The sequence below is a fragment of the Sphingomonas sp. CD22 genome (assembly GCF_034556155.1).
Taxonomy (GTDB): Bacteria; Pseudomonadota; Alphaproteobacteria; order Sphingomonadales; family Sphingomonadaceae; genus Sphingomonas.
In genome coordinates this window covers 422,685-446,335 of record NZ_JAYDYX010000003.1, presented here as the reverse complement: position 1 = coordinate 446,335, position 23,651 = coordinate 422,685, and the positions used below count along the sequence as shown (strand labels likewise).

The 23,651-nt window shown below is 67.7% G+C and carries 26 protein-coding genes and 1 tRNA gene; 11 read left to right on the top strand and 16 right to left on the bottom strand.

Annotated elements, in window-relative coordinates; genetic code table 11:
* Window position 1 precedes the first annotated feature (1 nt).
* The 4 genes from ilvB to SFC76_RS08380 all read left to right on the top strand — a co-directional run bounded on the left by ilvB (window position 2) and on the right by SFC76_RS08380 (window position 4,310).
* Window positions 2-1,759, top strand: coding sequence for a biosynthetic-type acetolactate synthase large subunit (gene ilvB / locus SFC76_RS08395; RefSeq protein ID WP_322849019.1), 1,758 nt, complete (start codon window positions 2-4; stop codon window positions 1,757-1,759).
* Window positions 1,760-1,864: 105 nt separating this feature from the next.
* Window positions 1,865-2,380, top strand: coding sequence for an acetolactate synthase small subunit (ilvN, locus tag SFC76_RS08390; RefSeq protein WP_322849018.1), 516 nt, complete (start codon window positions 1,865-1,867; stop codon window positions 2,378-2,380).
* A gap of 45 nt (window positions 2,381-2,425) precedes the next feature.
* On the top strand, window positions 2,426-3,445 hold the full coding sequence (gene ilvC / locus SFC76_RS08385) for a ketol-acid reductoisomerase (RefSeq protein WP_322849017.1): 1,020 nt from the start codon (window positions 2,426-2,428) through the stop codon (window positions 3,443-3,445).
* A gap of 247 nt (window positions 3,446-3,692) precedes the next feature.
* The gene (locus SFC76_RS08380) at window positions 3,693-4,310 is read left to right on the top strand and encodes a YceI family protein (protein WP_322849016.1); all 618 of its coding nucleotides are present in this window, start codon (window positions 3,693-3,695) and stop codon (window positions 4,308-4,310) included.
* A gap of 20 nt (window positions 4,311-4,330) precedes the next feature.
* On the opposite strand, the gene SFC76_RS08375 is transcribed toward SFC76_RS08380, so the two are convergent.
* Window positions 4,331-4,726, bottom strand: coding sequence for a BLUF domain-containing protein (locus tag SFC76_RS08375; protein WP_322849015.1), 396 nt, complete (start codon window positions 4,724-4,726; stop codon window positions 4,331-4,333).
* Window positions 4,727-5,018: 292 nt separating this feature from the next.
* Between SFC76_RS08375 and leuA the strand changes: the two genes are divergently transcribed.
* The 4 genes from leuA (at window position 5,019) to SFC76_RS08355 (ending at window position 8,899) form a co-directional block, all read left to right on the top strand.
* Window positions 5,019-6,674 (top strand): 2-isopropylmalate synthase, encoded by a 1,656-nt coding sequence (leuA, locus tag SFC76_RS08370; RefSeq protein ID WP_322849014.1) that lies wholly within the window; start codon window positions 5,019-5,021, stop codon window positions 6,672-6,674.
* A 304-nt stretch (window positions 6,675-6,978) separates the two neighbouring features.
* A complete protein-coding gene (locus SFC76_RS08365; protein WP_322849013.1) occupies window positions 6,979-7,173 on the top strand; it encodes a hypothetical protein in 195 nt (64 codons plus the stop codon).
* 12 nt (window positions 7,174-7,185) lie between these two features.
* Window positions 7,186-8,124, top strand: a complete 939-nt coding sequence (locus tag SFC76_RS08360; RefSeq protein WP_322849012.1) for a hypothetical protein — start codon at window positions 7,186-7,188, stop codon at window positions 8,122-8,124.
* Window positions 8,125-8,395: 271 nt separating this feature from the next.
* The gene (locus SFC76_RS08355; protein ID WP_322849011.1) at window positions 8,396-8,899 is read left to right on the top strand and encodes an isochorismatase family protein; all 504 of its coding nucleotides are present in this window, start codon (window positions 8,396-8,398) and stop codon (window positions 8,897-8,899) included.
* Window positions 8,900-8,925: 26 nt separating this feature from the next.
* Here the strand turns inward: SFC76_RS08355 and SFC76_RS08350 are convergent, their stop codons facing one another.
* Genes SFC76_RS08350 through folE form a run of 3 tightly spaced genes read right to left on the bottom strand, consistent with a single transcriptional unit; the run spans window position 8,926 to window position 10,632 of the window.
* Complete coding sequence (locus tag SFC76_RS08350) at window positions 8,926-9,276, bottom strand: dihydroneopterin aldolase (protein WP_322849010.1); 351 nt, start codon at window positions 9,274-9,276, stop codon at window positions 8,926-8,928.
* The gene (locus tag SFC76_RS08345; protein ID WP_322849009.1) at window positions 9,269-10,018 is read right to left on the bottom strand and encodes an SDR family oxidoreductase; all 750 of its coding nucleotides are present in this window, start codon (window positions 10,016-10,018) and stop codon (window positions 9,269-9,271) included. Before SFC76_RS08345 ends, SFC76_RS08350 begins: the two co-directional genes overlap by 8 nt.
* A complete protein-coding gene (gene folE, locus SFC76_RS08340; RefSeq protein WP_322849008.1) occupies window positions 10,012-10,632 on the bottom strand; it encodes a GTP cyclohydrolase I FolE in 621 nt (206 codons plus the stop codon). The genes SFC76_RS08345 and folE overlap by 7 nt, the downstream gene beginning before the upstream one ends.
* A 144-nt stretch (window positions 10,633-10,776) precedes the next feature.
* On the opposite strand from folE, the gene SFC76_RS08335 reads away from it, so the two are divergent.
* Both SFC76_RS08335 and SFC76_RS08330 read left to right on the top strand, forming a co-directional pair.
* Window positions 10,777-10,980 carry a DUF2945 domain-containing protein gene (locus tag SFC76_RS08335; protein ID WP_322849007.1) on the top strand — a complete coding sequence of 68 codons (204 nt, stop codon included), beginning with the start codon at window positions 10,777-10,779 and terminating at the stop codon, window positions 10,978-10,980.
* Window positions 10,981-11,027: 47 nt separating this feature from the next.
* Complete coding sequence (locus tag SFC76_RS08330) at window positions 11,028-11,288, top strand: SWIB/MDM2 domain-containing protein (RefSeq protein WP_322849006.1); 261 nt, start codon at window positions 11,028-11,030, stop codon at window positions 11,286-11,288.
* Between the two features lie 111 nt (window positions 11,289-11,399).
* On the opposite strand, the gene SFC76_RS08325 is transcribed toward SFC76_RS08330, so the two are convergent.
* The 6 genes from SFC76_RS08325 to SFC76_RS08300 form a co-directional block, all read right to left on the bottom strand.
* The gene (locus tag SFC76_RS08325; RefSeq protein WP_322849005.1) at window positions 11,400-11,624 is read right to left on the bottom strand and encodes a hypothetical protein; all 225 of its coding nucleotides are present in this window, start codon (window positions 11,622-11,624) and stop codon (window positions 11,400-11,402) included.
* A 131-nt stretch (window positions 11,625-11,755) separates the two neighbouring features.
* Window positions 11,756-11,832 (bottom strand) — tRNA-Arg (locus SFC76_RS08320).
* A gap of 43 nt (window positions 11,833-11,875) precedes the next feature.
* Window positions 11,876-12,307 carry a DUF1178 family protein gene (locus SFC76_RS08315; protein ID WP_322849004.1) on the bottom strand — a complete coding sequence of 144 codons (432 nt, stop codon included), beginning with the start codon at window positions 12,305-12,307 and terminating at the stop codon, window positions 11,876-11,878.
* Window positions 12,304-13,125, bottom strand: coding sequence for a carbon-nitrogen hydrolase family protein (locus tag SFC76_RS08310; protein ID WP_322849003.1), 822 nt, complete (start codon window positions 13,123-13,125; stop codon window positions 12,304-12,306). The genes SFC76_RS08315 and SFC76_RS08310 overlap by 4 nt, the downstream gene beginning before the upstream one ends.
* The gene (gene grxC / locus SFC76_RS08305; protein WP_322849002.1) at window positions 13,122-13,379 is read right to left on the bottom strand and encodes a glutaredoxin 3; all 258 of its coding nucleotides are present in this window, start codon (window positions 13,377-13,379) and stop codon (window positions 13,122-13,124) included. Before grxC ends, SFC76_RS08310 begins: the two co-directional genes overlap by 4 nt.
* A 31-nt stretch (window positions 13,380-13,410) precedes the next feature.
* A complete protein-coding gene (locus SFC76_RS08300) occupies window positions 13,411-14,190 on the bottom strand; it encodes a ComF family protein (protein ID WP_322849001.1) in 780 nt (259 codons plus the stop codon).
* Between the two features lie 42 nt (window positions 14,191-14,232).
* Here SFC76_RS08300 and SFC76_RS08295 point away from each other — a divergent pair, with 42 nt between their 5' ends.
* On the top strand, window positions 14,233-15,084 hold the full coding sequence (locus SFC76_RS08295) for a class I SAM-dependent methyltransferase (RefSeq protein ID WP_322849000.1): 852 nt from the start codon (window positions 14,233-14,235) through the stop codon (window positions 15,082-15,084).
* Window positions 15,085-15,511: 427 nt separating this feature from the next.
* Here SFC76_RS08295 and uxuA read toward each other — a convergent pair whose 3' ends face one another.
* The 6 genes from uxuA to SFC76_RS08265 all read right to left on the bottom strand — a co-directional run bounded on the left by uxuA (window position 15,512) and on the right by SFC76_RS08265 (window position 23,649).
* A complete protein-coding gene (gene uxuA / locus SFC76_RS08290; RefSeq protein ID WP_322848999.1) occupies window positions 15,512-16,690 on the bottom strand; it encodes a mannonate dehydratase in 1,179 nt (392 codons plus the stop codon).
* Between the two features lie 92 nt (window positions 16,691-16,782).
* Window positions 16,783-17,580 carry a FadR/GntR family transcriptional regulator gene (locus tag SFC76_RS08285; protein WP_322848998.1) on the bottom strand — a complete coding sequence of 266 codons (798 nt, stop codon included), beginning with the start codon at window positions 17,578-17,580 and terminating at the stop codon, window positions 16,783-16,785.
* Window positions 17,581-17,675: 95 nt separating this feature from the next.
* A complete protein-coding gene (locus SFC76_RS08280) occupies window positions 17,676-18,065 on the bottom strand; it encodes a response regulator (RefSeq protein ID WP_322848997.1) in 390 nt (129 codons plus the stop codon).
* A gap of 55 nt (window positions 18,066-18,120) precedes the next feature.
* Window positions 18,121-20,541, bottom strand: a complete 2,421-nt coding sequence (locus tag SFC76_RS08275; protein ID WP_322848996.1) for an ATP-binding protein — start codon at window positions 20,539-20,541, stop codon at window positions 18,121-18,123.
* Window positions 20,542-20,543: 2 nt separating this feature from the next.
* Window positions 20,544-21,857, bottom strand: coding sequence for an EAL domain-containing protein (locus SFC76_RS08270; RefSeq protein ID WP_322848995.1), 1,314 nt, complete (start codon window positions 21,855-21,857; stop codon window positions 20,544-20,546).
* A gap of 319 nt (window positions 21,858-22,176) precedes the next feature.
* Window positions 22,177-23,649: an NAD(P)/FAD-dependent oxidoreductase gene (locus SFC76_RS08265; RefSeq protein WP_322848994.1), complete on the bottom strand. Its 1,473-nt coding sequence runs from the start codon at window positions 23,647-23,649 to the stop codon at window positions 22,177-22,179.
* Window positions 23,650-23,651 lie beyond the last annotated feature (2 nt).

Below are 23,651 nucleotides of genomic sequence, written 5' to 3'. Positions count from 1 at the left end.
CGTGGGCGAAAAGTGCGGAGCAGACATCCTGGTCGAGGCGCTGTGCGATCTCGGCGTGGAGGTCGTGTTCGGCTACCCCGGTGGGGCGGTCTTGCCGATCTATGACGCGATGTTCCGCGCCAATGCGAATGGCGCGCGGCTGAAGCACATCCTCGTCCGCCACGAGCAGGCGGCGACGCATGCGGCGGAGGGCTATGCGCGCTCGACCGGCAAGCCCGGCGTCGTGCTCGTCACCTCGGGTCCCGGCGCGACCAATGCGGTCACCGGCATCACCGACGCGTTGCTCGATTCGATCCCGATGGTCGTCATCACCGGACAGGTGCCGACCGCATTGATCGGCACCGACGCCTTTCAGGAGGCGGATACCGTCGGCATCACGCGCCATTGTTCCAAGCACAATTATCTGGTCAAGGACCCGGCGACGCTCGGCGCGACGATCCACGAGGCGTTCCATATCGCCACCTCGGGCCGCCCCGGTCCGGTCGTCGTCGACATCCCCAAGGACGTCCAGGTCGCGACCGCGCGCTACAGCAAGCCCGGCCCGATCCAGCACAAGACCTATCGCCCGCAGGTGAAGGCACCGCAGCCGCAGATCGAGCAGCTCGTCGACATGCTCGCCGCGGCGGAGCGGCCGATCCTCTACACCGGCGGCGGGATCATCAATTCGGGTCCCGCGGCGTCGCAATTGCTGCGCGAACTGGCGCGGATCACCGGTGCGCCGGTGACGTCGACGCTGATGGGCCTCGGCTGTTTCCCCGCCTCGTCCGACCAGTTCCTCGGCATGCTCGGCATGCACGGGACCTATGAGGCGAACATGGCGATGAACCAGGCGGATCTGATCGTCGCGATCGGCAGCCGCTTCGACGACCGCGTCACCGGCCGGCTCGACGCGTTCAGTCCGAACAGCCGCAAGGTCCATATCGATATCGACCGGTCGAGCGTGAACAAGAACGTCCGCGTCGATCTCGCGATCATCGCCGATGCCGGCCACGCGATGGAGGATATGGTCCGCATCTGGAAGGCGCGCCAGCATCCCAAGCCCGATACCGCCGAATGGTGGAACCGGATCGCCGGGTGGCGCGCCAAGAAGAGCCTGAGCTTCCCCGAAAGCGGCGAGGCGATCATGCCGCAGCGCGCCGTCCGCGCCTTGTGGGAGGCGACGCATCGCCGCGACCCGATCATCACCACCGAGGTCGGCCAGCACCAGATGTGGGCCGCACAGCATTTCGGCTTCGAAAAGCCCAACAAATGGCTGACCAGCGGCGGACTCGGCACGATGGGCTACGGTCTGCCCGCGGCGATCGGCGCGCAGCTCGGCAACCCCAATGCCCTGGTCATCGATATCGCCGGCGAAGCCTCGATCCAGATGAACATCCAGGAGCTCGCCACCGCCTCGCAATACCGGCTGCCGGTCAAGATCTTCATCCTCAACAACGAATATATGGGGATGGTGCGCCAGTGGCAGGAACTGACCTACGAGAGCCGCTATGCCGAAAGCTATTCGGATTCGCTGCCCGATTTCGTCAGGCTCGGCGAGGCCTATGGCTGGAAGGGCATCCGCATCGACACGATGGGCGAGCTGGACGACGGCATCCAGGCGATGCTCGATCATGACGGGCCGGTGATCGTCGACTGCCGTGTCGCCAAGCTGGCGAACTGCTTCCCGATGATCCCGTCGGGCGCGGCGCATACCGACATGATCCTTCAGGCCAACGAAGTGTCCGGCACGATGGACGACGAGGCCAAGGCCCTCGTCTGACCAAACCAGAACAGACCGTCACCGCGGCTAAAGCTGGGGTTTCGTGCCCCAAGCGCGCGCTCATACAACAGGGAGACCCTGGCCTTTGCCGGGGTGACGATGCGGATGCATATCAAGACCGAAGCTGCCGAACGCCATACGCTGGCGGTGATCGTCGACAACGAGCCGGGCATCCTCGCCCGCATCGCCGGCCTGTTCACCGCACGCGGCTATAATATCGAGAGCCTGACCGTCAGCGAGATCACCGCCGACAAGACGGTCAGCCGCATCACCATCGTCACCAGCGCCTCGCCGGCGACGATGGAGCAGATCATCGCGCAGCTCGACCGGCTGGTGCCGGTCCACAAGGTCACCGACCTCACCGCGCAGGGCGCGCACGTCGAGCGCGAGCTGGCGCTGATCAAGGTCGCCGGCACCGGCGATCACCGGATCGAGGCGCTGCGCCTCGCCGACGTCTATCGCGCCCGCGTGGTCGATGCGACCACCACCAGCTTCGTCTTCGAGGTGACGGGCTCGATCGAGAAGATCGACAAGTTCGTCGAGCTGATGAGCGAGGTCGGCCTGATCGAGGTCGCCCGCACCGGCATCGTCGCCATTTCGCGCGGCCGCGAGGCGGCCTGAATTTTACCCACCACCCCGTCACCGGCGGTGACGAAAGGAAGAAGCATGAAAGTCTATTACGATCGCGACGCCGATCTGAACCTGATCACCGACAAGAAGATCGCCATCGTCGGCTACGGAAGCCAGGGTCATGCTCACGCGCAGAACCTGCGCGATTCGGGCGTCAAGGACGTCGCGATCGCGCTGCGCGAGGGGTCGGCGACTGCCAAGAAGGCGATCGATGCCGGCTTCGCGGTCAAGTCGAACAAGGAAGCGGCGCAATGGGCCGACATCGTCATGATCCTCGCCCCCGACGAGCATCAGGCGGCGATCTGGGACGCGGACCTCAAGGGCAACATGAAGCCCGGCACGGCGCTCGCCTTCGCGCATGGCCTCAACGTGCATTTCGGCCTGATCGAGCCGCCCGCGGACATCGACGTCATCATGATCGCCCCCAAGGGCCCGGGCCACACCGTGCGCAGCGAATATGTCCGCGGCGGCGGCGTGCCCTGCCTGATCGCGATCCATCAGGACGCCAGCGGCAACGCGCATGACGTCGCGCTCGCTTATGCCAGCGGCGTCGGCGGCGGTCGTTCGGGGATTATCGAGACCAACTTTCGCGAGGAATGCGAGACCGACCTGTTCGGCGAGCAGGCGGTGCTGTGCGGCGGCATCACCCATCTGATCCAGGCGGGTTTCGAGACGCTGACCGAGGCGGGTTACGCCCCCGAGATGGCCTATTTCGAGTGCCTTCACGAGACCAAGCTGATCGTCGACCTGCTCTATGAGGGCGGCATCGCCAACATGCGCTATTCGATCAGCAACACCGCCGAATATGGCGACATTACCACCGGCCCGCGGATCATCACCGACGAGACCAAGAAGGAGATGAAGCGCGTGCTCGCTGACATCCAGTCGGGCCGTTTCGTCAAGAACTTCGTCCTCGACAACCGCGCCGGCCAGCCCGAGCTGAAGGCGGCGCGCAAGCAGGCCGCCGCGCATCCGATCGAGAAGGTCGGCACCGAACTGCGCGCGATGATGCCGTGGATCGGCGCCAACAAGCTGGTCGACAAGGACAAGAACTGACGTCGTACGGCTCCTCCCCCGCCAGGGGGTGGGGGACCGCCACGCTTCAGCGTCGTGGTGGAGGGGGACGATACGGGACGTTTCGATAACGAGGCTCCCGCCTTTCCTCCCCCTCCGTCAGCGTTGCGCGCTGCCACCTCCTCCTGCGGGGGAGGAATGGAAATTGGAACGATCCGTTTCGGCTTTGCCTCTTCCGATTGTCACAAACCCGTGGTTAAACCTCCGAAACATCTATTCGGAGCTTCCCATGCGCCTCATCCTCGCCGCCGTGCTCGCAACGGCCGCCGTCCCCGCCGTCGCCCAGATCATCCCGACCGCCCCCGGCCAGCCGGGCCAGCCGACCGCGAAGGTGCCGGCCGGCACCTATCAGGTCGATCCCGCGCACACGCAGGTGTCGTGGGAGGTCAACCACATGGGCTTCTCGATCCTCGAGGGCATGTTCGGCGCCGCGAGCGGCTCGATCACCGTCGATCCCGCAAAGCCCGCCGCCGCCAAGGTCGACGTGACGTTCCAGATCGCCGACCTCGCCGTCACCGCGGCGCCATTCGCCAAGCACCTCCAGTCGCCCGACTTCTTCGACGCCGCCAAATATCCGACCGCGCGCTTCGTCTCGACCAGCGTCACGCCGCGCGGCGGCAACAAAGCGACGATCACCGGCAATCTGACGATCAAGGACCAGACCAAGCCGGTGACGATCGACGCGAGCTTCATCGGTGCGGGCGCCAACCCGATGAGCAAGAAGCTCAACTTCGGCTTCAACGGCACCGCGACGATCAAGCGCAGCGACTTCGGCGTCGGCGCCTATGCGCCGGTCGTGTCGGACGAGGTCAAGCTCCACATCCACGCCGCCTTCGCCGCGCAATAACCGGGCCGGCGCGCGACCGGTCAGGCCGCGCGTCGCACCTTGGCGAAACCCGCGAACGTCGCCCGCACCGCCGGGTCGGCGTTCGCGGTGAGCTTGCCGATCCGTTCCAGCGGATTGCCGCCGTCCTCGCCCGGCGCCTGATAGGCCATCGCCCATTCGCCGAACTCGCGTTCCTCGATACGCCGGTTCGACAGCACGACCAGGGCATGATGCCGGGCGTCCGCCTGGATGCGCGCGAACGTGGCGTCGACCGTCGCCTCGTCGCCCTCCAGCGCCTGAAGGAAGCGCTTGCCGTCGAAGAACAGCAGGCCCGTCACCCGCGCCCGCGCGTTGTTGCGGCGCGACTGCGCAAGGATCGTCGCAGGATCGACATCCGCCGGTTTTCGCACGCTGCTGATATAGACGAGCTGACGCATCCTAAGCCCTTCAAAACATATGTTAATGAGAGGTCTCGCCGTCTCATCCCGGGCTACCCCGGAGAGGCTTAACGCAGCGTCAACGCCGATCGACGGCGATGCGACGGGTGGACAAGCCGAACCGCCTCGGCCATGACCCGCTCCGATATGGACCGCACCGCCCTTCTTCTGCGACTTATCCGCCCTTAGGGCGGCGGTTGCTCGTGCACGCTTCCCTAAGGGCCGGATAACGCTTCAGCGCCACCCTGCCGCGTGCGACCCGATGGTCCGCGGCCTCCAGACGGGACCAGTCATGCTCCGCGATCCTTCGACCAAATACCGTGCCTTCCCGACCATCGACCTGCCCGACCGGCAATGGCCGTCGCGCGTCATCACCCGCGCGCCGCGCTGGCTGTCCACCGACCTGCGCGACGGCAACCAGGCGCTCATCGACCCGATGGACGCCGAGAAGAAGACGCGCTTGTTCGACCTGCTCGTCAAGGTCGGCCTCAAGGAGATCGAGGTCGGCTTCCCCTCGGCGGGCGCCACCGAGTTCGACTTCATCAGCGGGCTGGTGAAGTCCGGCCGCATCCCCGACGACGTGTTCGTGCAGGTGCTCACCCAGTCGCGCCGCGACCTGATCGAGACCAGCTTCGCCAGCCTCGACGGCGCGAAACAGGCGATCGTCCATCTCTACAACGCGGTCTCGCCGGCGTGGCGCAAGATCGTGTTCGGCATGACCCGCGACGAGGTGAAGCGGATCGCAATCGAGGGCGTCAAGGTGCTGCGCGACGAGGCGGCGAAACGTCCCGACACCGACTGGCGCTTCGAATACAGCCCCGAGACCTTCTCGACCGCCGAGCTCGATTTCTCGCTCGAGGTCTGCGCCGCGGTGATGGACGTGCTCCAGCCGACCGCGGACAGACCGATCATCTTCAACCTGCCCGCGACGGTCGAATGCGCGACGCCCAACGTCTATGCCGACCAGATCGAATGGTTCGGCCGCAACATCCCCAATCGCGACGCGGTGGTGATCTCGCTCCACACGCACAACGATCGCGGCACCGGCGTCGCCGCGGCGGAATTGGGACTGATGGCGGGCGCGGACCGCGTCGAGGGCTGCCTGCTCGGCAATGGCGAGCGTACCGGCAATTGCGACCTCGTGACCGTCGCGCTCAACATGTACACGCAGGGTGTGGCGCCGGGCATCGACCTGTCGGACATCGACGGCATCGTCAACACGATCAATTATTGCACCAATATCCCGGTGCATCCGCGCACGCCCTATGCCGGCGATCTGGTGTTCACCGCCTTTTCGGGCAGCCATCAGGACGCGATCAAGAAGGGGTTCGCCGCACAGGCCGCGCGCAACGACGAATTGTGGGAGGTCCCGTATCTGCCGATCGATCCAGCCGATCTCGGCCGCAGCTACGAGGCGGTGATCCGCGTCAATTCGCAAAGCGGCAAGGGCGGCGTCGCCTGGGTGATCGAGCAGGACAAGGGGCTGAAGCTGCCCAAGCGCTTGCAGGCGGATTTCAGCCGCCACGTCCAGGCGCTCGCCGACGAGACCAGCCGCGAACTCGGCGCCGCCGACATCTGGGGCCGGTTCGAGGCGACCTATCTGCCGCGTCCGACCGACCGGTTCGTGCTGCGCGATTATGACGAGAGCGGCAGCGCGGGCGACCGGCTGTTCGTCGGCCGGGTCGCGGTCGACGGCGAGGAGCGGTCGATCTTGGGCCGCGGCAACGGCCTGATCTCGGGCGTGATCGCCGCGCTCGGCGAGACCGGGCCGGCGCTCGACGTGGTCGATTACAGCGAGCATGCGATCGGCCACGGTGCCGACGCGCAGGCGGCCGCCTATGTCGAATGCCGCACCTCCGACGGACGCATCGTGTTCGGCGTCGGTATGGATACCGACATCGCCACCGCCAGCGTCCGCGCGGTGCTGAGCGCCGCCAACCGCGCCTGACCGCGCCGCACGCGCGTGCTCGGCGCGCGCGGTGTCGGACGACATGGACAACATGGACACCTGAATGGAAACGATCCACCCCGATCGTTTCCATTCCTGCACCTTTCGCGTCACCGAGTCGCGCACCGGGTGCGGCAAGGATTGCCTAGCGCCGAAAATATATCGTTCGGCATCAAGCCGATGAGAAGGAGCCGGAGAGGATATTAGCCTCGCCACGGCATGTAGGACAGGCGGTAGTTGCTTGTCTCGCACGGTGCGTTAGTCTGGCCCGGGTCCGAAGGTCTTGCTGCTGGAGAAGCGCATCATGCTGATGATCGTCGCACTGGCGCTCGCCACGCCGCAGGTCTGTACCGACGTGGCGAAGGTCTGCCGCGCGTGCACGGCCAAGGACGGCAAGACGGTGTGTTCGGACATCGGCATCGCCTGCCAGCCGAAGCTGCGGACCTGCCGGCCGCGGAAGGTGCCGGAGACGCGGGCCAAGACCCCGCGCGTGCGTTGAGGGCGACGGGATATGCGCGTCACGCCGCTGATCCTCACAGCTCTGCTGCTTGGCGCCGGCCCGGCCGACGTGCCGGTCGGCCAGTTCCGCAATTGGCTGTCGTTCGAGAAGAAGTCGCTCGACTTCACATCGGGCGGCGTGACCGTGCACGTCGCGCCCCTGCCCTGCCCTGCAAAGCCCGTCGGCGATTCCTCATGTCGATGGGACGGCTTCAACAATCAGGGGTCGGTGACGGTGCGAGCGCCGGGCATCCGGCCGGTCACGGTGGCCACCGATCCGCAGAGCGAGTATGCACGCATCGCGGTCGTGCGCTTCGATCGGCGCGACCCGCGTCCCGGCGTGATCGTCGAGAGCCAGTCCGGCGGCTCCGGTGGCGAACTGACCGTACGATTGCTGCTACCGGTCGGCGACGGCTATCGCGCCTTACCCATGGTGCGACGCGGCGGCGGCAGTCTCGAAGGGCAGATCGCCGATTTTCCGGTCGATCGGTCGGGAGACGGCCGGATCGATCTGATCCTGGAAGATGGCGCGTTCGATTCGACGTTCGGCTGCAACGCCTGCACCCCGCGGCCGCCGCGGGTCTTCGCGGTGATTGGGGGCGTGCCGGCGGACGAGAGCGACGATCCCGCGCTGCGCAGCGTATTCGCCGCGGACATGAAGCGATTGGCGCCGGGATGTCTGTCAAACCGGCAGTCGCGTAACGGCACCTGCGCCGCCTATGTCGCGGATGCCGCCCGCGCCGGGCAGGTCCCGGCGGCTTGGGCGGCGATGCTGCGTCACTACGAACATGGCGTGGACGTGTGGCAATCCTGCGATTCGTACCTTCCGGCGAAACATGCCTGCAAGCCCGGGCATGAGACGCGATATCGCGATTTTCCGGAGTCGCTGCGAGCGTTCCTGATCCGCGCCGGGTATCTGCGGCGGCGTGGCGCGACGGTCACCGCATCGTGATGACGATGGGGCTGGCTATGAGGCTCGCTGGATCAGCCAGGACTCGATCGGGACCTTTGCAAAGACCTCGATCACCGGTGAATCAACGCAATGCTCCTGCGAACGCAGGAGCCCAGAGCCAAGCAAAACAACGTCTCATGGCGTTCGCGCCTCCTAGGCTCCTGCGTTCGCAGGAGCACTGCTGATATCTCATGGAATACTCAACGACCGAAAATCTCTCATCTGGCTCTACTCATCCATAACATCCTATCACTATGGTCCGGAGCACCACATGGCCCGCGCGTTTCTCGTTATCGATATCCAGAACGACTATTTTCCCGGCGGCGTGCTGCCGTTGTGGGAGCCGGAGGCGGTCGAGGCGAGGATCGTTGCGGCGATCGGGCGGGCGCGGGCGCAGGGGGATCGGGTGATCCTCGTCCGGCACGAATCGCCGGCCGACGCCGGGCCGTTCGTGCGGGGCAGCGCCGGGGCCGAGATCCGTCCCGCGATCCTCGCCGCCGCGGGAGACGCACCGGTCGTCGTCAAGCAGCATGCCGATGCGTTTCAGGATACCGATCTCGCGCAGCATCTGACGGGGATCGACGCGCTGATCGTCGGTGGCATGATGACGCAGAATTGCGTGGTGTTCACCGCGCTGTCGCGCGCGGCCGAGGGGTTGCGGGTGCAGGTGGTGGGCGATCGCTGCACCGCGCCGATCGAGGTCGTGCACAGGATCGCGCTCGGCGCGCTGGAATCGAAGACGATCGTCAGCAGCGCGGCCGACGTCTGGCGCTGAGCCTTTCGGGGGCGGGAGATGCGGGGTCAGCGGGTGCGGACGATCTCGCAGCCGACTGCGGCGTCCGGATAGACGTCGGGCTTGAGCGAGCGGACACGGACCTCGCGGACGCGCGGGTCGGCGAGGCAGAGCGTGGCGATCGCCTCGACCAACGTCTCCTGCAACGCGAAGCCGGGGCCGGCGGCCATCGCGAGGATGCCGTCGCGCAGGAAGTCGTAGTCGAGCACCTCGTCGATGCCGTCGGCGCCCGGCGGCGCGGGATAAGCGACCGTCATCCACACCGACAGGCGGACGCGCTGCGGCGCCGCCTCGTGCGGGTGGATGCCGAGGCGCATCGCGACCTCGAGCCCGTCGAGGATCGTGGTATAATCAGCCATCGCGTCCCTCGAACATCACGTCGCCGTCGCGGCGCAGGAAACGCTGGCCGCAATCGACGTAGAGCGTCTGGCCGGTGACGCTGCGCGCGTCGAGCAGATAGACCACCGCCCCGGCGACCGCCGCCGCGCCGACCGGGCGGCGCAGCAGATTGTCGGCGGCGACGGCGGCGAAATCCGCCTCGCTCTGGTCGCCGCTCGGCAGGGTGATGCCCGGTGCGACCGCATTGACGCGGACCTTGGGCGCCAGCGCCTGCGCGAGCATCTCGGTCGCGCCGGCCAGCGCGTATTTGCTGAGCGAGTAACTGAAGAAATCGGGATTGGGATTGGCGAGCTTCTGGTCGAGCAGGTTGACCACCGCGCCGTCGGCGAGGTCGTCCTGCGCGGCGAGTGCGGCGGCGAGCATCGCGGGGGTCATCGCGTTGATCGCGTGGAGCCGTGCCGCCAGCGCGGGGTCGATCGCCTCGGGCCGGTCGTAGGCGAAGAGCGAGGCGCTGTTGACCAGTGCCGCGATCGGCCCCCCGGCGGCGTCGCGGGCGCGGGCGAACAGCGCGGCAGCGCCCGCGGGATCGGCGAGGTCGCCGTGCACGGCCGCGCCGCCCAGGTCCGCCGCCAGCGCCTGCGCCTCGGCGGCGGAGGCGCCGTAATGCACCACCACGCGCCAGCCGGCGGCGGCGCAGGCGCGCGCGATCGCCGCGCCGAGCCGCTTCGCGCCACCGGTGACGAGGACGGTGCGGGTCAGCATCCCATCAGCGCCAGCACTTCCTTGCGGCTGCGGTCGTCGTCGCGGAACACGCCCATCATCCGGCTGGTCACCATCGACACGCCCGGCGTGCGGACGCCGCGCGCGGTCATGCAGGCGTGGCTCGCCTCGATCACCACCGCGACCCCCTGCGGCTTGAGATTGTCCCAGATGCAGTCGGCGACCTCGGCGGTGAGCCGTTCCTGCACCTGCAACCGGCGGGCGAAGCCGTGCAGCACGCGGGCGAGCTTGCTGATCCCGACGACATGGTCGCGCGGCAGATAGGCGATGTGCGCCTTGCCGATGATCGGCGCCATATGGTGTTCGCAATGCGACTGGAACGGAATGTCCTTGAGCAGGACGATCTCGTCATAGCCGCCGACCTCCTCGAACACGCGCGACAAATGGCGGGCGGGATCGTCGGCATAGCCGGCGCAATATTCCTTCCACGCCTTGGCGACGCGGCGCGGCGTGTCGATCAGCCCTTCGCGGCCGGGATCGTCGCCGGCCCAGCGGATCAGCGTGCGGATCGCCTCGGCGACTTCGGTGGGGACGACCGGCGCGTCGCCGGTTGCGGCGGTGGTGCCCTCGTCCGGCGCGTCGTGCTGATCGGTCATGCTGCGTTCCTTGATCCTGCCGCCGGTGGCGGCATCGGCCTCCATAAGTTCGTTTCGGCAACGCGTCCAACCGCCCCGCCGCAGCGCGTGCAACCCTTTGCCGCATCCGCGCGCTGTTGCGGGCGTAACGAACGGAGAGAGACGATGGCGGACCTCAAGAAGGGCGACGACGTGACCTGGAACAGCCATGGCGGCACCGCGCACGGCACGGTCCAGAAGAAGCAGACGAGCGACACCGAGATCAAGGGCCATACCGTCCGCGCATCGAAGGACGACCCCCAATATATCGTAGAGAGTGACAACGGGGGAAAGGCAGCGCACAAGGCGACCGCGCTGAAGAAAGCGTAACGTTTAGAGCACCCGGGATCGACCGGGTGCGAGCAGGAAGGAATGCGATGGCTACGACTACCAAGACCGGCGGCATCCACGCGCCCGTTCAGCCCTCCCCGGAGCTGGGCGCGATCGTCGGCAACGAGAAGCTGCCGCGCAGCCAGGTGATCAGCAAGGTGTGGGAATATATCAAGGCCAACAACCTGCAGAACCCTGAGAACAAGCGCGAAATCCTTGCAGATGACAAGCTGCAGAAGGTGTTCGGCCGCGACAAGTGCACGATGTTCGAGATGAACAAGTACATTTCGCAGCACGTGAAGGCCTGAACCCCACACGACTTTCGATCGGGAGCATCGCGCCACTTGCGGCCGGCGATGCTCCCGACGTCAATAACAAGCGATCGATCGGGATGAGCCGCGGTGCGCCGCGGCGCCGGCTCAGCGCGAGCGGGCCGGCAGGAACGGCAGCGCGATCGCCGAGGCGATGATCATCACCACCCCGACCAGCACATAGAGCCAGAAGGCGAGCGGCTTGATTCGCGATCCGCCGAGCGCGGGCGAATCGGCCTTGGCCGGCGCCGGCGCGCTGATCGTCTGGCTGATCATATTCATCCCCAAGTGGCTGATCCGGCTGCCGGCGTAGCAGCGGATTGTTGCCGGCATTTTGCAGTCCGGGCGATCGCCCCCCGGCGACCCCAGCGGGCGCGCTATGCGCCGCACGACGGCCGGATGCAAGCCGGGCCGATCCGGACCGATGCCGTCACACCGCGGCGGGATCGACGCGATGACGGGAATGGTGACCCCGGCGCGATTCGAACGCGCGACCTACAGATTAGGAATCTGGCGCTCTATCCGGCTGAGCTACGGGGCCACTGTGCGTCTGATACCGGGCGGCGCCCGGCGGGTCCAGCGGCTCAATTGGTCTTTTCGGGCGGCACCACCGGGCAGAGCAACGGCGCCACCGGCACGCCGTCCGCGACCAGCGCCTTCGCCTCGGCGAGGCTGGCCTGGCCATGGATCGGGCGGACGACCTCGTCGCCGTCGTGCATCGCGCGCGCCCGCGTCGCGAAGTCGCCGCCGACCCAGGACGAGGTGGCGAGCGTCCTGGCCTGGTCGGCGGCGATCTCACGCAGCGCCGCCTTGATCGCCGCGGCCGGCGGCAGATCGGCGCGGCGGTTGCCCTTGGCCGGAATGCTCGGCGCCATCAGCGCCTTGGCGACCGCGGTGTCGCCGCACATGGGACAGGCGAGCAGCCCCGCCGCCGCCTGCGCATCATAGGCCGCGCTCGACGCGAACCACGCCTCGAAGACGTGATCCAGCCCGCAGCGCAGGTCGAAGACGATCACGCGCGGGTGACCGGCGGGATCGCGCGGGCATGGTCGAGCACCGGGATACGGGCGCGGACATCGGCGACGCGCGCCGGGTCGATCTCGGCGAGCCCCAGCCCGCGCGCCTCGCCCATGTCGAGCAGCACGTCGCCCCACGGATCGATAACCAGCGAATGGCCGTAGGTGGTGCGGCCATCCGCATGCGCACCGGCCTGCGCCGCGGCAACGACGAAACAGCCGGTCTCGATCGCGCGGGCGCGCATCAGCGCATGCCAATGCGCCGCGCCGGTCGGGCGGGTGAAGGCCGCGGGGATCGCGAGCATCTGCGCGCCCGCCGCGGCGAGCGCGGCATAAAGCGCGGGAAAGCGCAGGTCGTAGCAGATCGACAGGCCCATCGGCCCGACCGGCGTATCGACCACCACCGCGGCGTCACCGGGCGCATACGCCGCGGATTCGCGCCAGCTTTCGCCGGTCGGCAGGTCGACGTCGAACAAATGGAGCTTGTCGTAGCGCGCGCGGATCTCGCCCGCGGCATCGATGACGAAGCTGCGGTTGGCGTAGCGGCCATCGTCGCGACGCACCGCCAGCGAGCCGACATGCACCCACAGGCCGGCGACCGCGGCGGTCTCGCGGACGCTGGCGAGCACCGGATCGTCGGCCTCGGCGTGGATCGACGCGGCGGCACGCGCGCGGTCGCGATCGATCAGCCCCGCCATCTCGGGCAGGAACACCATGCCGGCGCCGTTGGCGGCCGCGGCGGTGATGCCGTGGCGCATGTCCGCGGCATTGACGGCGGGATCGATCCCGCTCGTCATCTGCAGCAGCGCGATCCTCATGCGGCGAGCAGCGGGTCCAATCCTCCGCGCGCGTTGAGCGCGGCGAGATCGTCCGAGCCGCCGATATGCGTGCCGTCGATGAACACCTGCGGCACGGTGGTGCGGCCGTTGGCGCGCTGGATCATCTCCTGCCGCTGCGGCCCGCCGAGCGAGATGTCATGTTCCTGCGGCGCAACGCCCTTGGATGCCAGCAACGCCATCGCGCGCGTGCAATAGGGACAATATGCCTTGGTGTAGATTTCGACCTTTGCCATGGGCTTGAGGTGTGGGCTGAGGACCGGCTTGTCAATCGCCCGCCGCCCCCGAGCCGACCACCCGTGCCCAGCACAGCACCACCACCGCGGCGGCCCCGGCGCGCAGCAGCGCCTGCGTACAGGCGGCGGCGGTGGCGCCGCTGGTATAGACGTCGTCGACCAGCGCGATCGTCCGGCCCGCCACCCGCGCCGGATCGGGCACCGCGAACGCGCCGGCGACCGCCTGCCGCCGACGACCGCGACCGAGCGCGCGCAGCGGCACCGTGGCGCGGCGGCGGACCAGCGCGAACGGATCGTGCGCGATGCCGGTGCGCCGCCGGACCGCGGCGGCGATCAGCGCCGCCTGATTGAAACCGCGGCTCCACAATCGCCAGCGGTGCAACGGCACCGGCACGAGCAGGTCGATGCCGGGCGGCAGCGTCGGCGCCATCCGCTCCGCCATCGTCGCGGCGATACCAATCCGGCCGCCATATTTCAGCTTGAGCGCCAGCCGCCGCGCCACTGGTCCATAAGCGACGGCGGCGCGGATGCCGGCATGGCGCGGCGGATCGGCGAGGCAGGCGGCGCAGCGTGCGTCGGCGCCGCGGTCATGCGCGAACGGCCGGTTGCATGCGGCGCACCACGGCGGGGTCAGCCAGCGCAACCCGCCCCAGCATGTCGCGCAGAAACGGTGGTCGGCGGCGACCGGCGTCCCGCAGCCGGGGCAGCGCGGCGGCAGCGCCGCGCCGGCGATCGGACCGAGCAGCAACGCCAACGCGCGGCGGCCGCGCGCCGCGATCGCTGTCAGCCCGCCCGTGCCGATCGTCCGCATACCCGCTTGTCGCGCACCGCCGCAACAGGCACAAGCCGGGCGGTGAACGCCAATGCCATCTTCGACCGCCCTGCCCGCCGCCTGCGCCGCGACCGCGCCGCCGACGGCTATCCCGACCACGCCTTCCTGCGCGACGTCATGGTCGAGGGGTTGCTCGAACGGCTCGACGCGGTGAAGCGCGCATTCACCGACGTGCTCGACATCGGCGTGCCCGACCGCAGCCTCGTCGTTCCCGGCGCGCGGATCGCACGCGTCGATCCCGGCTTCCGCTTCGCGCAGGCCGCCGGCGGCGTGCAGGGCGACGAGGAGCGGCTGCCGTTCGCCGACGGCAGTTTCGATGCGGTGCTGAGCGCGGGCGTGCTCGATCAGGTCAACGATTTGCCCGGCGCGCTGACGCTGATCCGGCGGGTGCTGCGGCCCGACGGATTGTTCCTCGGCGCGTTCCTCGGCGGCGGCAGCCTGCCCACGCTGCGCGCGGCGCTGCGCATCGCGGAGGGCGAGCGGCCGGCGGCGCGGCTGCATCCGCAGATCGACGTGCGGTCCGCGGGCGACCTGCTGATGCGCGCCGGCTTCGCGCTGCCGGTCGCCGATATCGAAACGTTCGACGTCCGCTATGCGAGCTTCGGCCGGCTGCTAGACGATTTGCGGGGCATGGCGGCGAGCAACATCCTGATCGGTCGCTCGGCGATGACGCGCGGCACGCTGGCGCGGACCGCGGCGGCGTTCGCGGCGGCGGCAGGACCGGACGGGCGGACCACGGAGCGCTTCTCGATCGTCTTCCTCACCGGCTGGGCGCCGGACGCCTCGCAACCCAAGCCGGCGCGACGCGGCAGCGCCACCTCGTCGCTGGCCGCCGCACTGCGCGTGCCGTCTTCGCCGCCAAAGGCCGATTAGACATTTAGGGCTCAGTCGAATTCCTCCCCCGCCAGGGGGAGGTGGCGCGGCGAAGCCGTGACGGAGGGGGAGGACACGGAACAGACGTGTCGCTTACCTCCCCCTCCGTCATGCCTGCGGCATGCCACCTCCCCCTGGCGGGGGAGGAATTTGGTCGAATATCGATCCGGCCGAACGGGGGGAAGAGCAGTGTTCACGCGGAGGCGCGGAGGTGTTGCGCTTGCCGCGCTAGCGGCTCTCCCATCAGCGATGCGATGACAGGGCCACGCAGCCCCACGCGATTCCTCCCCGCGCCTCCGCGCCTCCGCGCGAACACAGCCTTTCTTCTGCATTCTTCCCCGGTTGGTGCCGAGCTTGTCGAAACACCGTGAGACTCAGGGCGAACCCCAAGACGGTTTCGACGGCCTGTGCCTACAAGCCCCTTATCTCAAACCCTTCCCGCCTCGCGGGCGTGGATGAGCCCGGCTTCGAGACCGCGCAGTTCGGCAAGACCGCGCAGGCGGCCGATCAGCGAATAGCCGGGGTTGGTACTTTTGTGCAGGTCGTCGACCATCTGGTGGCCGTGGTCGGGGCGCATCGGCAGCGCGCGGCCGGTCCGTTGTTGCAGATCGACCACCGCGGCGACGATTCCCGCCATGTCGGCGTCGCCGCGCAGATGCCCGGCCTCGTGGAACGCGCTATCCGGCTCGCGTTGCACCGAGCGGAGGTGGAGAAAGCCAATACGCTCGCCCAGGCGCCGGACCATCCCGGGTAGATCGTTGTCAGCGCGCACGCCGAGCGAACCGCTGCAGAAGCACAGGCCGTTGGCCGGCGACGGCACCGCGGCGAACAGCGCGGTGACGTCCGCTTCGGTGCTGACCACCCGCGGCAGGCCGAAGATCGGGAATGGCGGATCGTCGGGATGGACGACGAGCCGGATCCCCTCGGCCTCGGCGATCGGACAGACCGCTGCGAGGAAGGCGATGTGGTTGGCGCGCAACCGGTCGGCGTCGATCGCGGTATAGCTGCCGATCCGGCGCAGCAGCTCGGCCGAAATGAAGCTCTCCTCACTGCCCGGCAGGCCGGCGATGATCGTCCGTTCCAGCCGGTGGCGGCCCGCCTCGTCCAGCGCGGCGAAGCGCTGCGCCGCCGCGGCGACGACCGCGGGGGAATAGTCCGCCTCCGCACCCGGTCGACGCAGGAGATGGAGGTCGTAGGCGGCGAGCGCGTGCAGCTCGAAGCGCAGGGCGCGGGCGCCATCGGGCAATTCCCAGCCGAGATCGGTCCGCGTCCAGTCGAGCAACGGCATGAAATTGTAGGTCACCACATTAATGCCATGCGCGGCGAGGCGGCGGAGGCTGATCGCATAGGCCTCGATCAGGCGATCCCAGTCCGCCGACCGGGTCTTGATCCCCTCGGCGACGGGCAGGCTCTCGACCACCGTCCAGTCGAGGCCGGCGTCCTCGATCATCCGCTTGCGGGCGGCGATCGCATCGTCGGGCCAGGCGTCGCCGTTGGGGATGTCGTGCAGCGCGGTGACCACCCCTGTCGCGCCGGCCTGCCGGATCGCGGCGAGCGGCACCGGATCGTTCGGGCCAAACCACCGCATGGTCTGGGTCATCATCATCGTCGCCGCCATCCCCGTCTTGATTGGCTGGGGTGACTAGCAGCGCGATGATTGGTCTGACAACATAGAAGCGTGCGGTTTGCCGCTTTGCGTCAGGCGGCGGGCAAGGCGCCGTAGCGCCGGCGCGTGCTGGCGAGCGAGCGGCGCACCTCCTCGACCGCGAGTTCCTCGGTGCGGAACAGCAGGTGATCCATCACCGCCGACAGATGCGCACGCATCGCGGTGCGGGCGGCATTGGCGTCGCGCGCGCGAAGCGCGTCGATGATCGCGGCATGTTCCTCGACCACCGGGCGCACCTTGGCATTGCGCGCCTTGGCGTGGAGCAACGCGCATTCGGGCGAGGTCGAGCGCAGATGCCACAGATCCTCGATCGTGCGCAGCACGCCGGCGTTGCGGGTGGCGGCAGCGATGGTCAGGTGGAAATCGCGATCCGCCTCCTCGGTCACCTCGGGCAGCAGGTTTTCGGTCGCCATCGCCGCGACCAAAGCGTCGAGCCGGTCGATCTGGTCGTCGGTGACGTGCAACGCCGCGAGTGCCGCCGCCTCGCCCTCGAACATCAGCCGCACCTCGGTGAGTTCGAACGCGGTGATCGCGAAGCCGGGCTCCTCGCCCTGACCGGGCAGGCGGCAGACATAGGCGCCCGAGCCGACGCGGACTTCGATGAACCCCTGCACTTCCAGCGCGATCAGCGCCTCGCGCACCGCCGGGCGGCTGGCGCCATATTCGATCGCGAGTTCGCGTTCGGCGGGCAGGCGGTCGCCGATCGCGAACGCGCCCGAGGCGAGCTGGTCGAACAGCTTGCGGGCGAGGCGCTGATACAGACGATCGTTGGTGGCGCTCTCCTTGCCGAGATCGACCTTCGAAGGGCGGCGGATGGTCGGCTTGGGCATCGGACTTACCAATTAAAGCGGGCTGAGCGTCCTCATTACTACGAGAGGCAGGCGTATGGAAAGGCCGCGCTGCACGCGATTCGAACCGGAACCGGTCAGACGAGCATCCCGCCGTCGGCGTCGCGCGCCAGGATGCGGCCCATCGCCTCGAACAGCGCGTCCATCGCGACCGGCTTGAACAGCACTTCGTCCGCACCCGCGGCGATGCAACGCTCGCGCAGGTCGAGCGCGGTGTCGGCGGTGATGACGATGATCGGCACCGCCGCCTTGCCGTCGGGCCGCGCGCGGATGTGGCCGATCGCGGTGATGCCGTCCATGCCGGGCATGCGCAGGTCGATCAGCAGCATGTCGAAATCCTGCGCGTCGATCGCGCTCAGTCCGTCCTCCGCGCTTTCCGCCTCCATCATCGTGACCCCCGCGACATCGAGCATGTCCCTGACGACGCGGCGGTTCATCCGGTCGTCTTCGATGAACAGGACGTTCATCGGGAGGGCTGCGGCGTCGGTGGGATCAGCGATGGCATGCTAATGCGTCTACGCTTCATGCCGCCTGCGACACAAGCGCCACATGGCACGCGGGATAGAGGAATGCGACCAATGTCGAACCACTGACCGGTTTGATAACGTTACGGAATGCTGCATCCGTTTCGGACGCGCATCGATCGGCGTCCGCGGCGCTCGGCCAGAGGATCGTGATGTCCGCAGCAGCGGCCGCATCGGCCAGTTTTCGCAAGGCGACGCGGGCTTCGTCGGGCTCGCCGAGCGCAGATGCGTCGACCAGCAGTTGGTCGAACTGCGTCGTGGCCAACGCGGCGAATGCCTCGTCCAGCGTCGCGCTGACCATTACCGCGCCGGCATGCGGCGTCATCAGCGTCCGGAGCATGCTGCGCGTGATCGGGTTGCGGTCGAGCACCAGCATCCCCGCGGTGCCGGCCGCGGCATCGGCCGGCGCGGTCGCGGCCTCGGCACGGACCAGCGGCAGATCGACGATGAACCGCGACCCCTCGCCCATCACGCTGGTCACGGTGACGTCGCCGCCCATCGCGCGCGCGAGATTGCGGCAGATCGACAGGCCCAGGCCGGTGCCGCCGAAGCGGCGGGTGGTGCTGGTGTCCGCCTGACGGAAGGATTCGAAGATCGCCTCGCGCGTCTCGGCCGGGATGCCGATGCCGGTATCGGCGACGACGATGCGCAGGCGGTCGTCGCCGACCGCGGACACGTGCAGCGTCACGCTGCCCTCCGTCGTGAATTTGAGCGCGTTCGACATCAGGTTGAACACGATCTGCCGCAACCGCGCAGCGTCGCCCTGAATCATCGTCGGGCACGCCGCGATGTCGCGGTGGAAAGCGATGCCCTTCGCCTCCGCCTGGTCCTGCCACAATCGGGTCGATTCGGTGATCATCGCGCGCAGGTCGAACGGCGCGTCCTCGACCGTGAGGTTGCCGGTCTCCATCTTGGCGACGTCGAGGATGTCGTCGACCAGTGTGCGCATCGTCACGCCGGCGCTGTACACGACGCTGAGCCGGTCGCGCGTGCTGCCGCCGATCCGCGCGTCGGCGAGCATCACCTGCGTCATGCCGAGGATGCCGTTGAGCGGCGTGCGGATTTCGTGGCTGGTGGTGGCGAGGAATTCGGTCTTGGCGGCCAAGGCCTTGCCGAGCGCGGTGTTGGTGACGGCGAGGTCGTTGTTGGCGGCGCGGACTTCGTTGCGGCTGCGGCGCAGGGTGATCAGGCCGATCCCGAGCAGACCGATCGCGAGGATGGTCGAGGCGACGACGCCGAGGAAGATGTTGCGCTGCGTGCGGGTGCGCGCCTGTTCGTAGGCGACGTTGCGGCGGGCCTCGTCGCGCTGCAGGCTGGCGATCTTGAGTTCCTGATTGGCGAAATCGAACCGCGCCGCCATCAGCGCCGCGCTGGTCGAGCGGGCGAGCGCGGTCGATTCGTCGTCGAGCCGCTTCAAGGCGACGAGATGACGCAACGCCAGTTCGGGCCGGCCGGCGGCGCGATAGATGGTGTAGGCGGTGCGATGCGCCTCGCGATCGATAAGGGTGGTGCGGTCGATATCCTCGCCGTCGAACCGTTCGGCGATCAGCGCCAAGGCCTTGGGGATATTGCCGCGCTGATAGGCAGCCTGCGCGTCGAGGCCGATCAGCGTCTTGCGAAACCCCGCCGCCTCGCCGCGGGTCGACAGTTGCAGCCCCTGGTCGATCGCGCGCTGTGCCCCGGCGACATCCTTGTCCATCAGCCGTGCCTCGGCGATGTTGCCGAGGATCAGCACGCGCAGCAACGGGCTGTTGATCCGTTCGGTAAGCGCCAAGCCGTTGCGGAACTGCTGCGCCGCCTCGCGGTAACGACCGAGGTCCTTCAGCGAGTTGCCGCGGTTGTTGTAGAGCGTCAGCGCCAGCATCGGATCCGAACGGTAGAGTGCAAGCGCCTGATCGTAATAGCGAAGCGCGCTCGCCTGATCGTTGGCGTCGGCGTAGAGCGACCCGATCGACTGCAATGCCTTGGCTTGGCTACGCGTATTGCCCAAAGCCTGAAAGATGCCGTGCGCGCGTTGATAGTCGCTGAGCGCACGAGCAACATCGGCATGTACGGTATGAATCCAGCCGCTGGCGAGCAATGCGTCGCCTTGCAATTCCGATCCCGGTGCCAGCCGTGACGACAACGTCACCGCCTTTTCGATCAACGGTTCGGCGGCGCCGACGTCGTTGAGCCGCATCAGCGCCTCGCCGCGCAGCCAGTTGGCGGTTGCTTGCCGGAGCGCACGCTGACGCGACGGCGGCTCGCGATCGGCGAGGCGTTCGGCAGCGAGCGCGCGGTCGGCGGTACGGTGGGGATCGCTGAGCATCGCCGTCTTGGCGTCAACCACAAGCGTATCGAAGACATCCGCCGTCGCCGAAACCGGCGCCAGCGCGAGCAGGCCGACCGCCAGCCACGACCGCCAGGGCCAGCGGCGCATCGTCAGACGACGCGTCGGGTAGCGGCGAAGCCGCCGAAGCCCGCGAGCGGATCGGGTGCCGGCGCGCGGTGGCGCCCTTCGTCGAGATATTGGATCAAGGATTCGAGCACGACGGGGCGGCTGATCAGGAAGCCCTGCACCATGTCGCAGCCCATCACGGTGAGCAGCGCCAATGCGGCATGCGTCTCCACGCCTTCGGCGACCACTTCCATCTCCAGCGCGTGGGCGAGATCGATGGTCGAACGGACGATCAACGGATCGCGGTTGGAGCTGGTGAGCTGGGTGACGAACAGCTTGTCGATCTTGAGCTCGCGCGCCGGCAATTGCTTGAGATAGGCGAGCGAGGACAGGCCGGCACCATAATCGTCGATCGCGATCGTGATGCCGAAATCCGCAAAGATCTGGAGATTGGCGATCGCGCTAGCGGGATCGCGAATCACCGACGTTTCGGTGATCTCGAAGCCGAGCTTGGCGTCGCTGCCGCCGACGAGATCGCAGGCGGCGCGGACGAAGGCGCTGTCGGCGAGCAACTGGCCGGCGATGTTGATGAACAGGCGGAGATCATGGCCGCGCGCGGCGAGGGTCCGCTGATCCTCGATCGCACGACGGATCGTCCACAGGGTCATGCGGTCGATCAGCATACATTCTTCGGCGACCGAGATGAAATCGTTGGGCATCACGAGGCCGCGCTCGGGATGATGCCAGCGTACCAGCGCCTCGGCGCTGCGAATCTCCTGATGGCGGACGTGCACCTTGGGCTGATAGTGCAGCACCAATTCGTCGCGATCGATCGCCTGATCGAGATCGCGCGCCACTTGCAGCACGTCGAGCGTCGACCGCGGCGCGACCGCGTGGGTCACCGTATGATAAGCGGTGCGTGCCTCGGCGAGGGCATTCTCCGCCTCCTCGATCAGGGCAACCTCATCGAGATTGGCGGCGGGTGCGGCGGCGGCACCGAAGGTCAGGCGGATGGTGACCTGCTGATCGTCGAGGATGAAGGCCTGTTCGAACGCTTTTTCGATCGCGACGATGTTGCGATCGACCGCGGCCCGGTCGCCGTCGCGGAAACCGCTGGCGATCTGGGTCCGGCCAAGCACGGCGACGCTGGCGGTCGGCAACACCCGCGCGACTCGGTCGGCGACGAGGCCGACGAGCAGTTCGGCGCGGGCGCAGCCGAGGCGGCGGCGTAGTTCGATGAAATTGGCGATTTCCGCGATCAGCTGGAAGCGGAACGCCGGATCGGTCGTCCGCTGTGCCCCCGTCTTGGCACGGGAAGCCAGCATTTCCACGGTTTCCGAGCGGTGCGCGACGGTCATGGGCTCGGGGTAGGCCATCAGGTTTGAAGATAAGATTAATCGCGCATGAGCCATCTAAGCGGCTGCGGGACGGATTGTTAAATGCTTAACATCAGGTTAAGGAAATCACGCATCCTGGAGATGCCACGATAAGGGAGATTAGCATGTCGGTAGTTTTCGCACTCGTCCTCGCGGCCATTTCGGTTAACATCAAGCCCTGGTAACCGCCTTCGCGGCCCGGGCCGTGTCGTTCCCTGTCGCTGGTCGGCGGGATCGCACGGGCCGGGCCGCTTCGCGTTCGAGGGTCACCGCCCTCCCCTTACGGGCCGCCGGCGAACGATCAGGCGGCGTCGCGCCGGCCGGGCTCCGGATTGTCGAAGACCATGTCGTCATCGACCGAGCCGAACCGCAGCGCGACCACATCCAGCACATAATTCTGGTTGAGCTTCCACGGCTTGCGCGCGCCCTGCTGCGGCAGGAGATGCGCCGCCCGCTGGATGTACCCAGAGGTGAAATCGACGAAGGGTTCGGTCGCCATCGCCGGATCGCGCAGCCGCGGCGTCGCCTGACGCAGCCCGCGCTGGCGCATCGTATTGAGCAACCGGCAGACATAGGTCGCCACCAGCTCCGCCTTCAGCGTCCACGATGCGTTGGTATAGCCGAAGGTGTAAGCGAGATTCGGCACGTCCGAGAACATCATCCCCTTATATTGCAGGGTCTTGTCGAACGCGATCGGTGCGCCGTCGCGCGTGAAGCGGATGTCGCTCAGCCATTGCAGCCGCAGTCCGGTCGCGGTGACGATCACGTCGGCGGGGATTTCCTCGCCTGAGCCGAGGCGGATACCCGTTTCGGTAAAACGCTCGATCGTCCCGGTCACCACCGAGGCGTCGCCGCGCTTGAGGCTGGCGAACAGATCGGCGTCGGGGACGAGGCAGAGCCTTTGGTCCCACGGATCGTAGCGCGGCGTGAAATGCCGCTCGACGTCGTAATCGGGGCCGAGGTGGCCGCGGACCATCGCCAGCAGGCGCGCCCTGAATTGTGCAGGGCGGGTCTTCGCGAGCCGGTAATAGACCATGCTGGTCAGCACGTTCTTCCAGCGGGTGATGCGATAAGCAGCCTTGCCGGGTAGCCGCGCGCGCAGCCAGTTGGCGAGGCGATCTTCCGCCGGGCGCGACACGACATAGGTCGGCGAGCGCTGCAACATGGTGACGTGCGCCGCCTGCCGGGCGAGTTCGGGTACCAGCGTCATCGCGGTCGCACCGCTGCCGATCACGACGATCCGCTTGCCCGCATAAGAGAGGTCGTCGGGCCAGAATTGCGGATGGACGATCGTACCCCCGAACCGCTCGGCATCGGCGAAGTCGGGCGTGAAGCCCCGGGCGTAATCATAATAGCCCGAACACATGCACAGGAAATTGCAGATGAAGACCCACGGTTCGCCGTCGGGGCCGGTCGCCTCGATCGTCCAGCGCGCCGCCTCGGTCGACCAGGCGGCGGTGATGACGTGGTGGCCGAAGCGGATGTGGCGATCGATGCCATGCGCTCGCGCCGCCTCCTCGACATAGCTGCGGATCGTCGCCCCGCCGGCGATCGAGCGTTCGTCCGTCCAAGGATGGAAGGAGAAGCCAAGCGTATGCATGTCGCTGTCCGAGCGGATGCCGGGATAACGGAACAGGTCCCAGGTGCCGCCGAGCGTCGGCCGGGCTTCGAGGATCAGATAGCTACGGTCGGGGCAGCGGCGTTGCAGGTGATAGCCCTGGCCGATGCCGGAAATCCCGGCACCGACCACGAGGACATCGACGTGCTCGGCCATCG

Excerpts from the sequence above, each read along its gene's own strand:
- ilvN (WP_322849018.1), top strand. The coding sequence starts at position 1,865 with ATGCATATCAAGACCGAAGCTGCCGAACGCCATACGCTGGCGGTGATC.
- ilvC (WP_322849017.1), top strand. The coding sequence starts at position 2,426 with ATGAAAGTCTATTACGATCGCGACGCCGATCTGAACCTGATCACCGAC.
- SFC76_RS08380 (WP_322849016.1), top strand. The coding sequence starts at position 3,693 with ATGCGCCTCATCCTCGCCGCCGTGCTCGCAACGGCCGCCGTCCCCGCC.
- SFC76_RS08375 (WP_322849015.1), bottom strand. The coding sequence starts at position 4,726 with ATGCGTCAGCTCGTCTATATCAGCAGCGTGCGAAAACCGGCGGATGTC.
- leuA (WP_322849014.1), top strand. The coding sequence starts at position 5,019 with ATGCTCCGCGATCCTTCGACCAAATACCGTGCCTTCCCGACCATCGAC.
- SFC76_RS08365 (WP_322849013.1), top strand. The coding sequence starts at position 6,979 with ATGCTGATGATCGTCGCACTGGCGCTCGCCACGCCGCAGGTCTGTACC.
- SFC76_RS08360 (WP_322849012.1), top strand. The coding sequence starts at position 7,186 with ATGCGCGTCACGCCGCTGATCCTCACAGCTCTGCTGCTTGGCGCCGGC.
- SFC76_RS08355 (WP_322849011.1), top strand. The coding sequence starts at position 8,396 with ATGGCCCGCGCGTTTCTCGTTATCGATATCCAGAACGACTATTTTCCC.
- SFC76_RS08350 (WP_322849010.1), bottom strand. The coding sequence starts at position 9,276 with ATGGCTGATTATACCACGATCCTCGACGGGCTCGAGGTCGCGATGCGC.
- SFC76_RS08345 (WP_322849009.1), bottom strand. The coding sequence starts at position 10,018 with ATGCTGACCCGCACCGTCCTCGTCACCGGTGGCGCGAAGCGGCTCGGC.
- folE (WP_322849008.1), bottom strand. The coding sequence starts at position 10,632 with ATGACCGATCAGCACGACGCGCCGGACGAGGGCACCACCGCCGCAACC.
- SFC76_RS08335 (WP_322849007.1), top strand. The coding sequence starts at position 10,777 with ATGGCGGACCTCAAGAAGGGCGACGACGTGACCTGGAACAGCCATGGC.
- SFC76_RS08330 (WP_322849006.1), top strand. The coding sequence starts at position 11,028 with ATGGCTACGACTACCAAGACCGGCGGCATCCACGCGCCCGTTCAGCCC.
- SFC76_RS08325 (WP_322849005.1), bottom strand. The coding sequence starts at position 11,624 with ATGCCGGCAACAATCCGCTGCTACGCCGGCAGCCGGATCAGCCACTTG.
- SFC76_RS08310 (WP_322849003.1), bottom strand. The coding sequence starts at position 13,125 with ATGAGGATCGCGCTGCTGCAGATGACGAGCGGGATCGATCCCGCCGTC.
- grxC (WP_322849002.1), bottom strand. The coding sequence starts at position 13,379 with ATGGCAAAGGTCGAAATCTACACCAAGGCATATTGTCCCTATTGCACG.
- SFC76_RS08300 (WP_322849001.1), bottom strand. The coding sequence starts at position 14,190 with ATGCGGACGATCGGCACGGGCGGGCTGACAGCGATCGCGGCGCGCGGC.
- uxuA (WP_322848999.1), bottom strand. The coding sequence starts at position 16,690 with ATGATGATGACCCAGACCATGCGGTGGTTTGGCCCGAACGATCCGGTG.
- SFC76_RS08285 (WP_322848998.1), bottom strand. The coding sequence starts at position 17,580 with ATGCCCAAGCCGACCATCCGCCGCCCTTCGAAGGTCGATCTCGGCAAG.
- SFC76_RS08280 (WP_322848997.1), bottom strand. The coding sequence starts at position 18,065 with ATGAACGTCCTGTTCATCGAAGACGACCGGATGAACCGCCGCGTCGTC.
- SFC76_RS08275 (WP_322848996.1), bottom strand. The coding sequence starts at position 20,541 with ATGCGCCGCTGGCCCTGGCGGTCGTGGCTGGCGGTCGGCCTGCTCGCG.
- SFC76_RS08270 (WP_322848995.1), bottom strand. The coding sequence starts at position 21,857 with ATGACCGTCGCGCACCGCTCGGAAACCGTGGAAATGCTGGCTTCCCGT.
- SFC76_RS08265 (WP_322848994.1), bottom strand. The coding sequence starts at position 23,649 with ATGGCCGAGCACGTCGATGTCCTCGTGGTCGGTGCCGGGATTTCCGGC.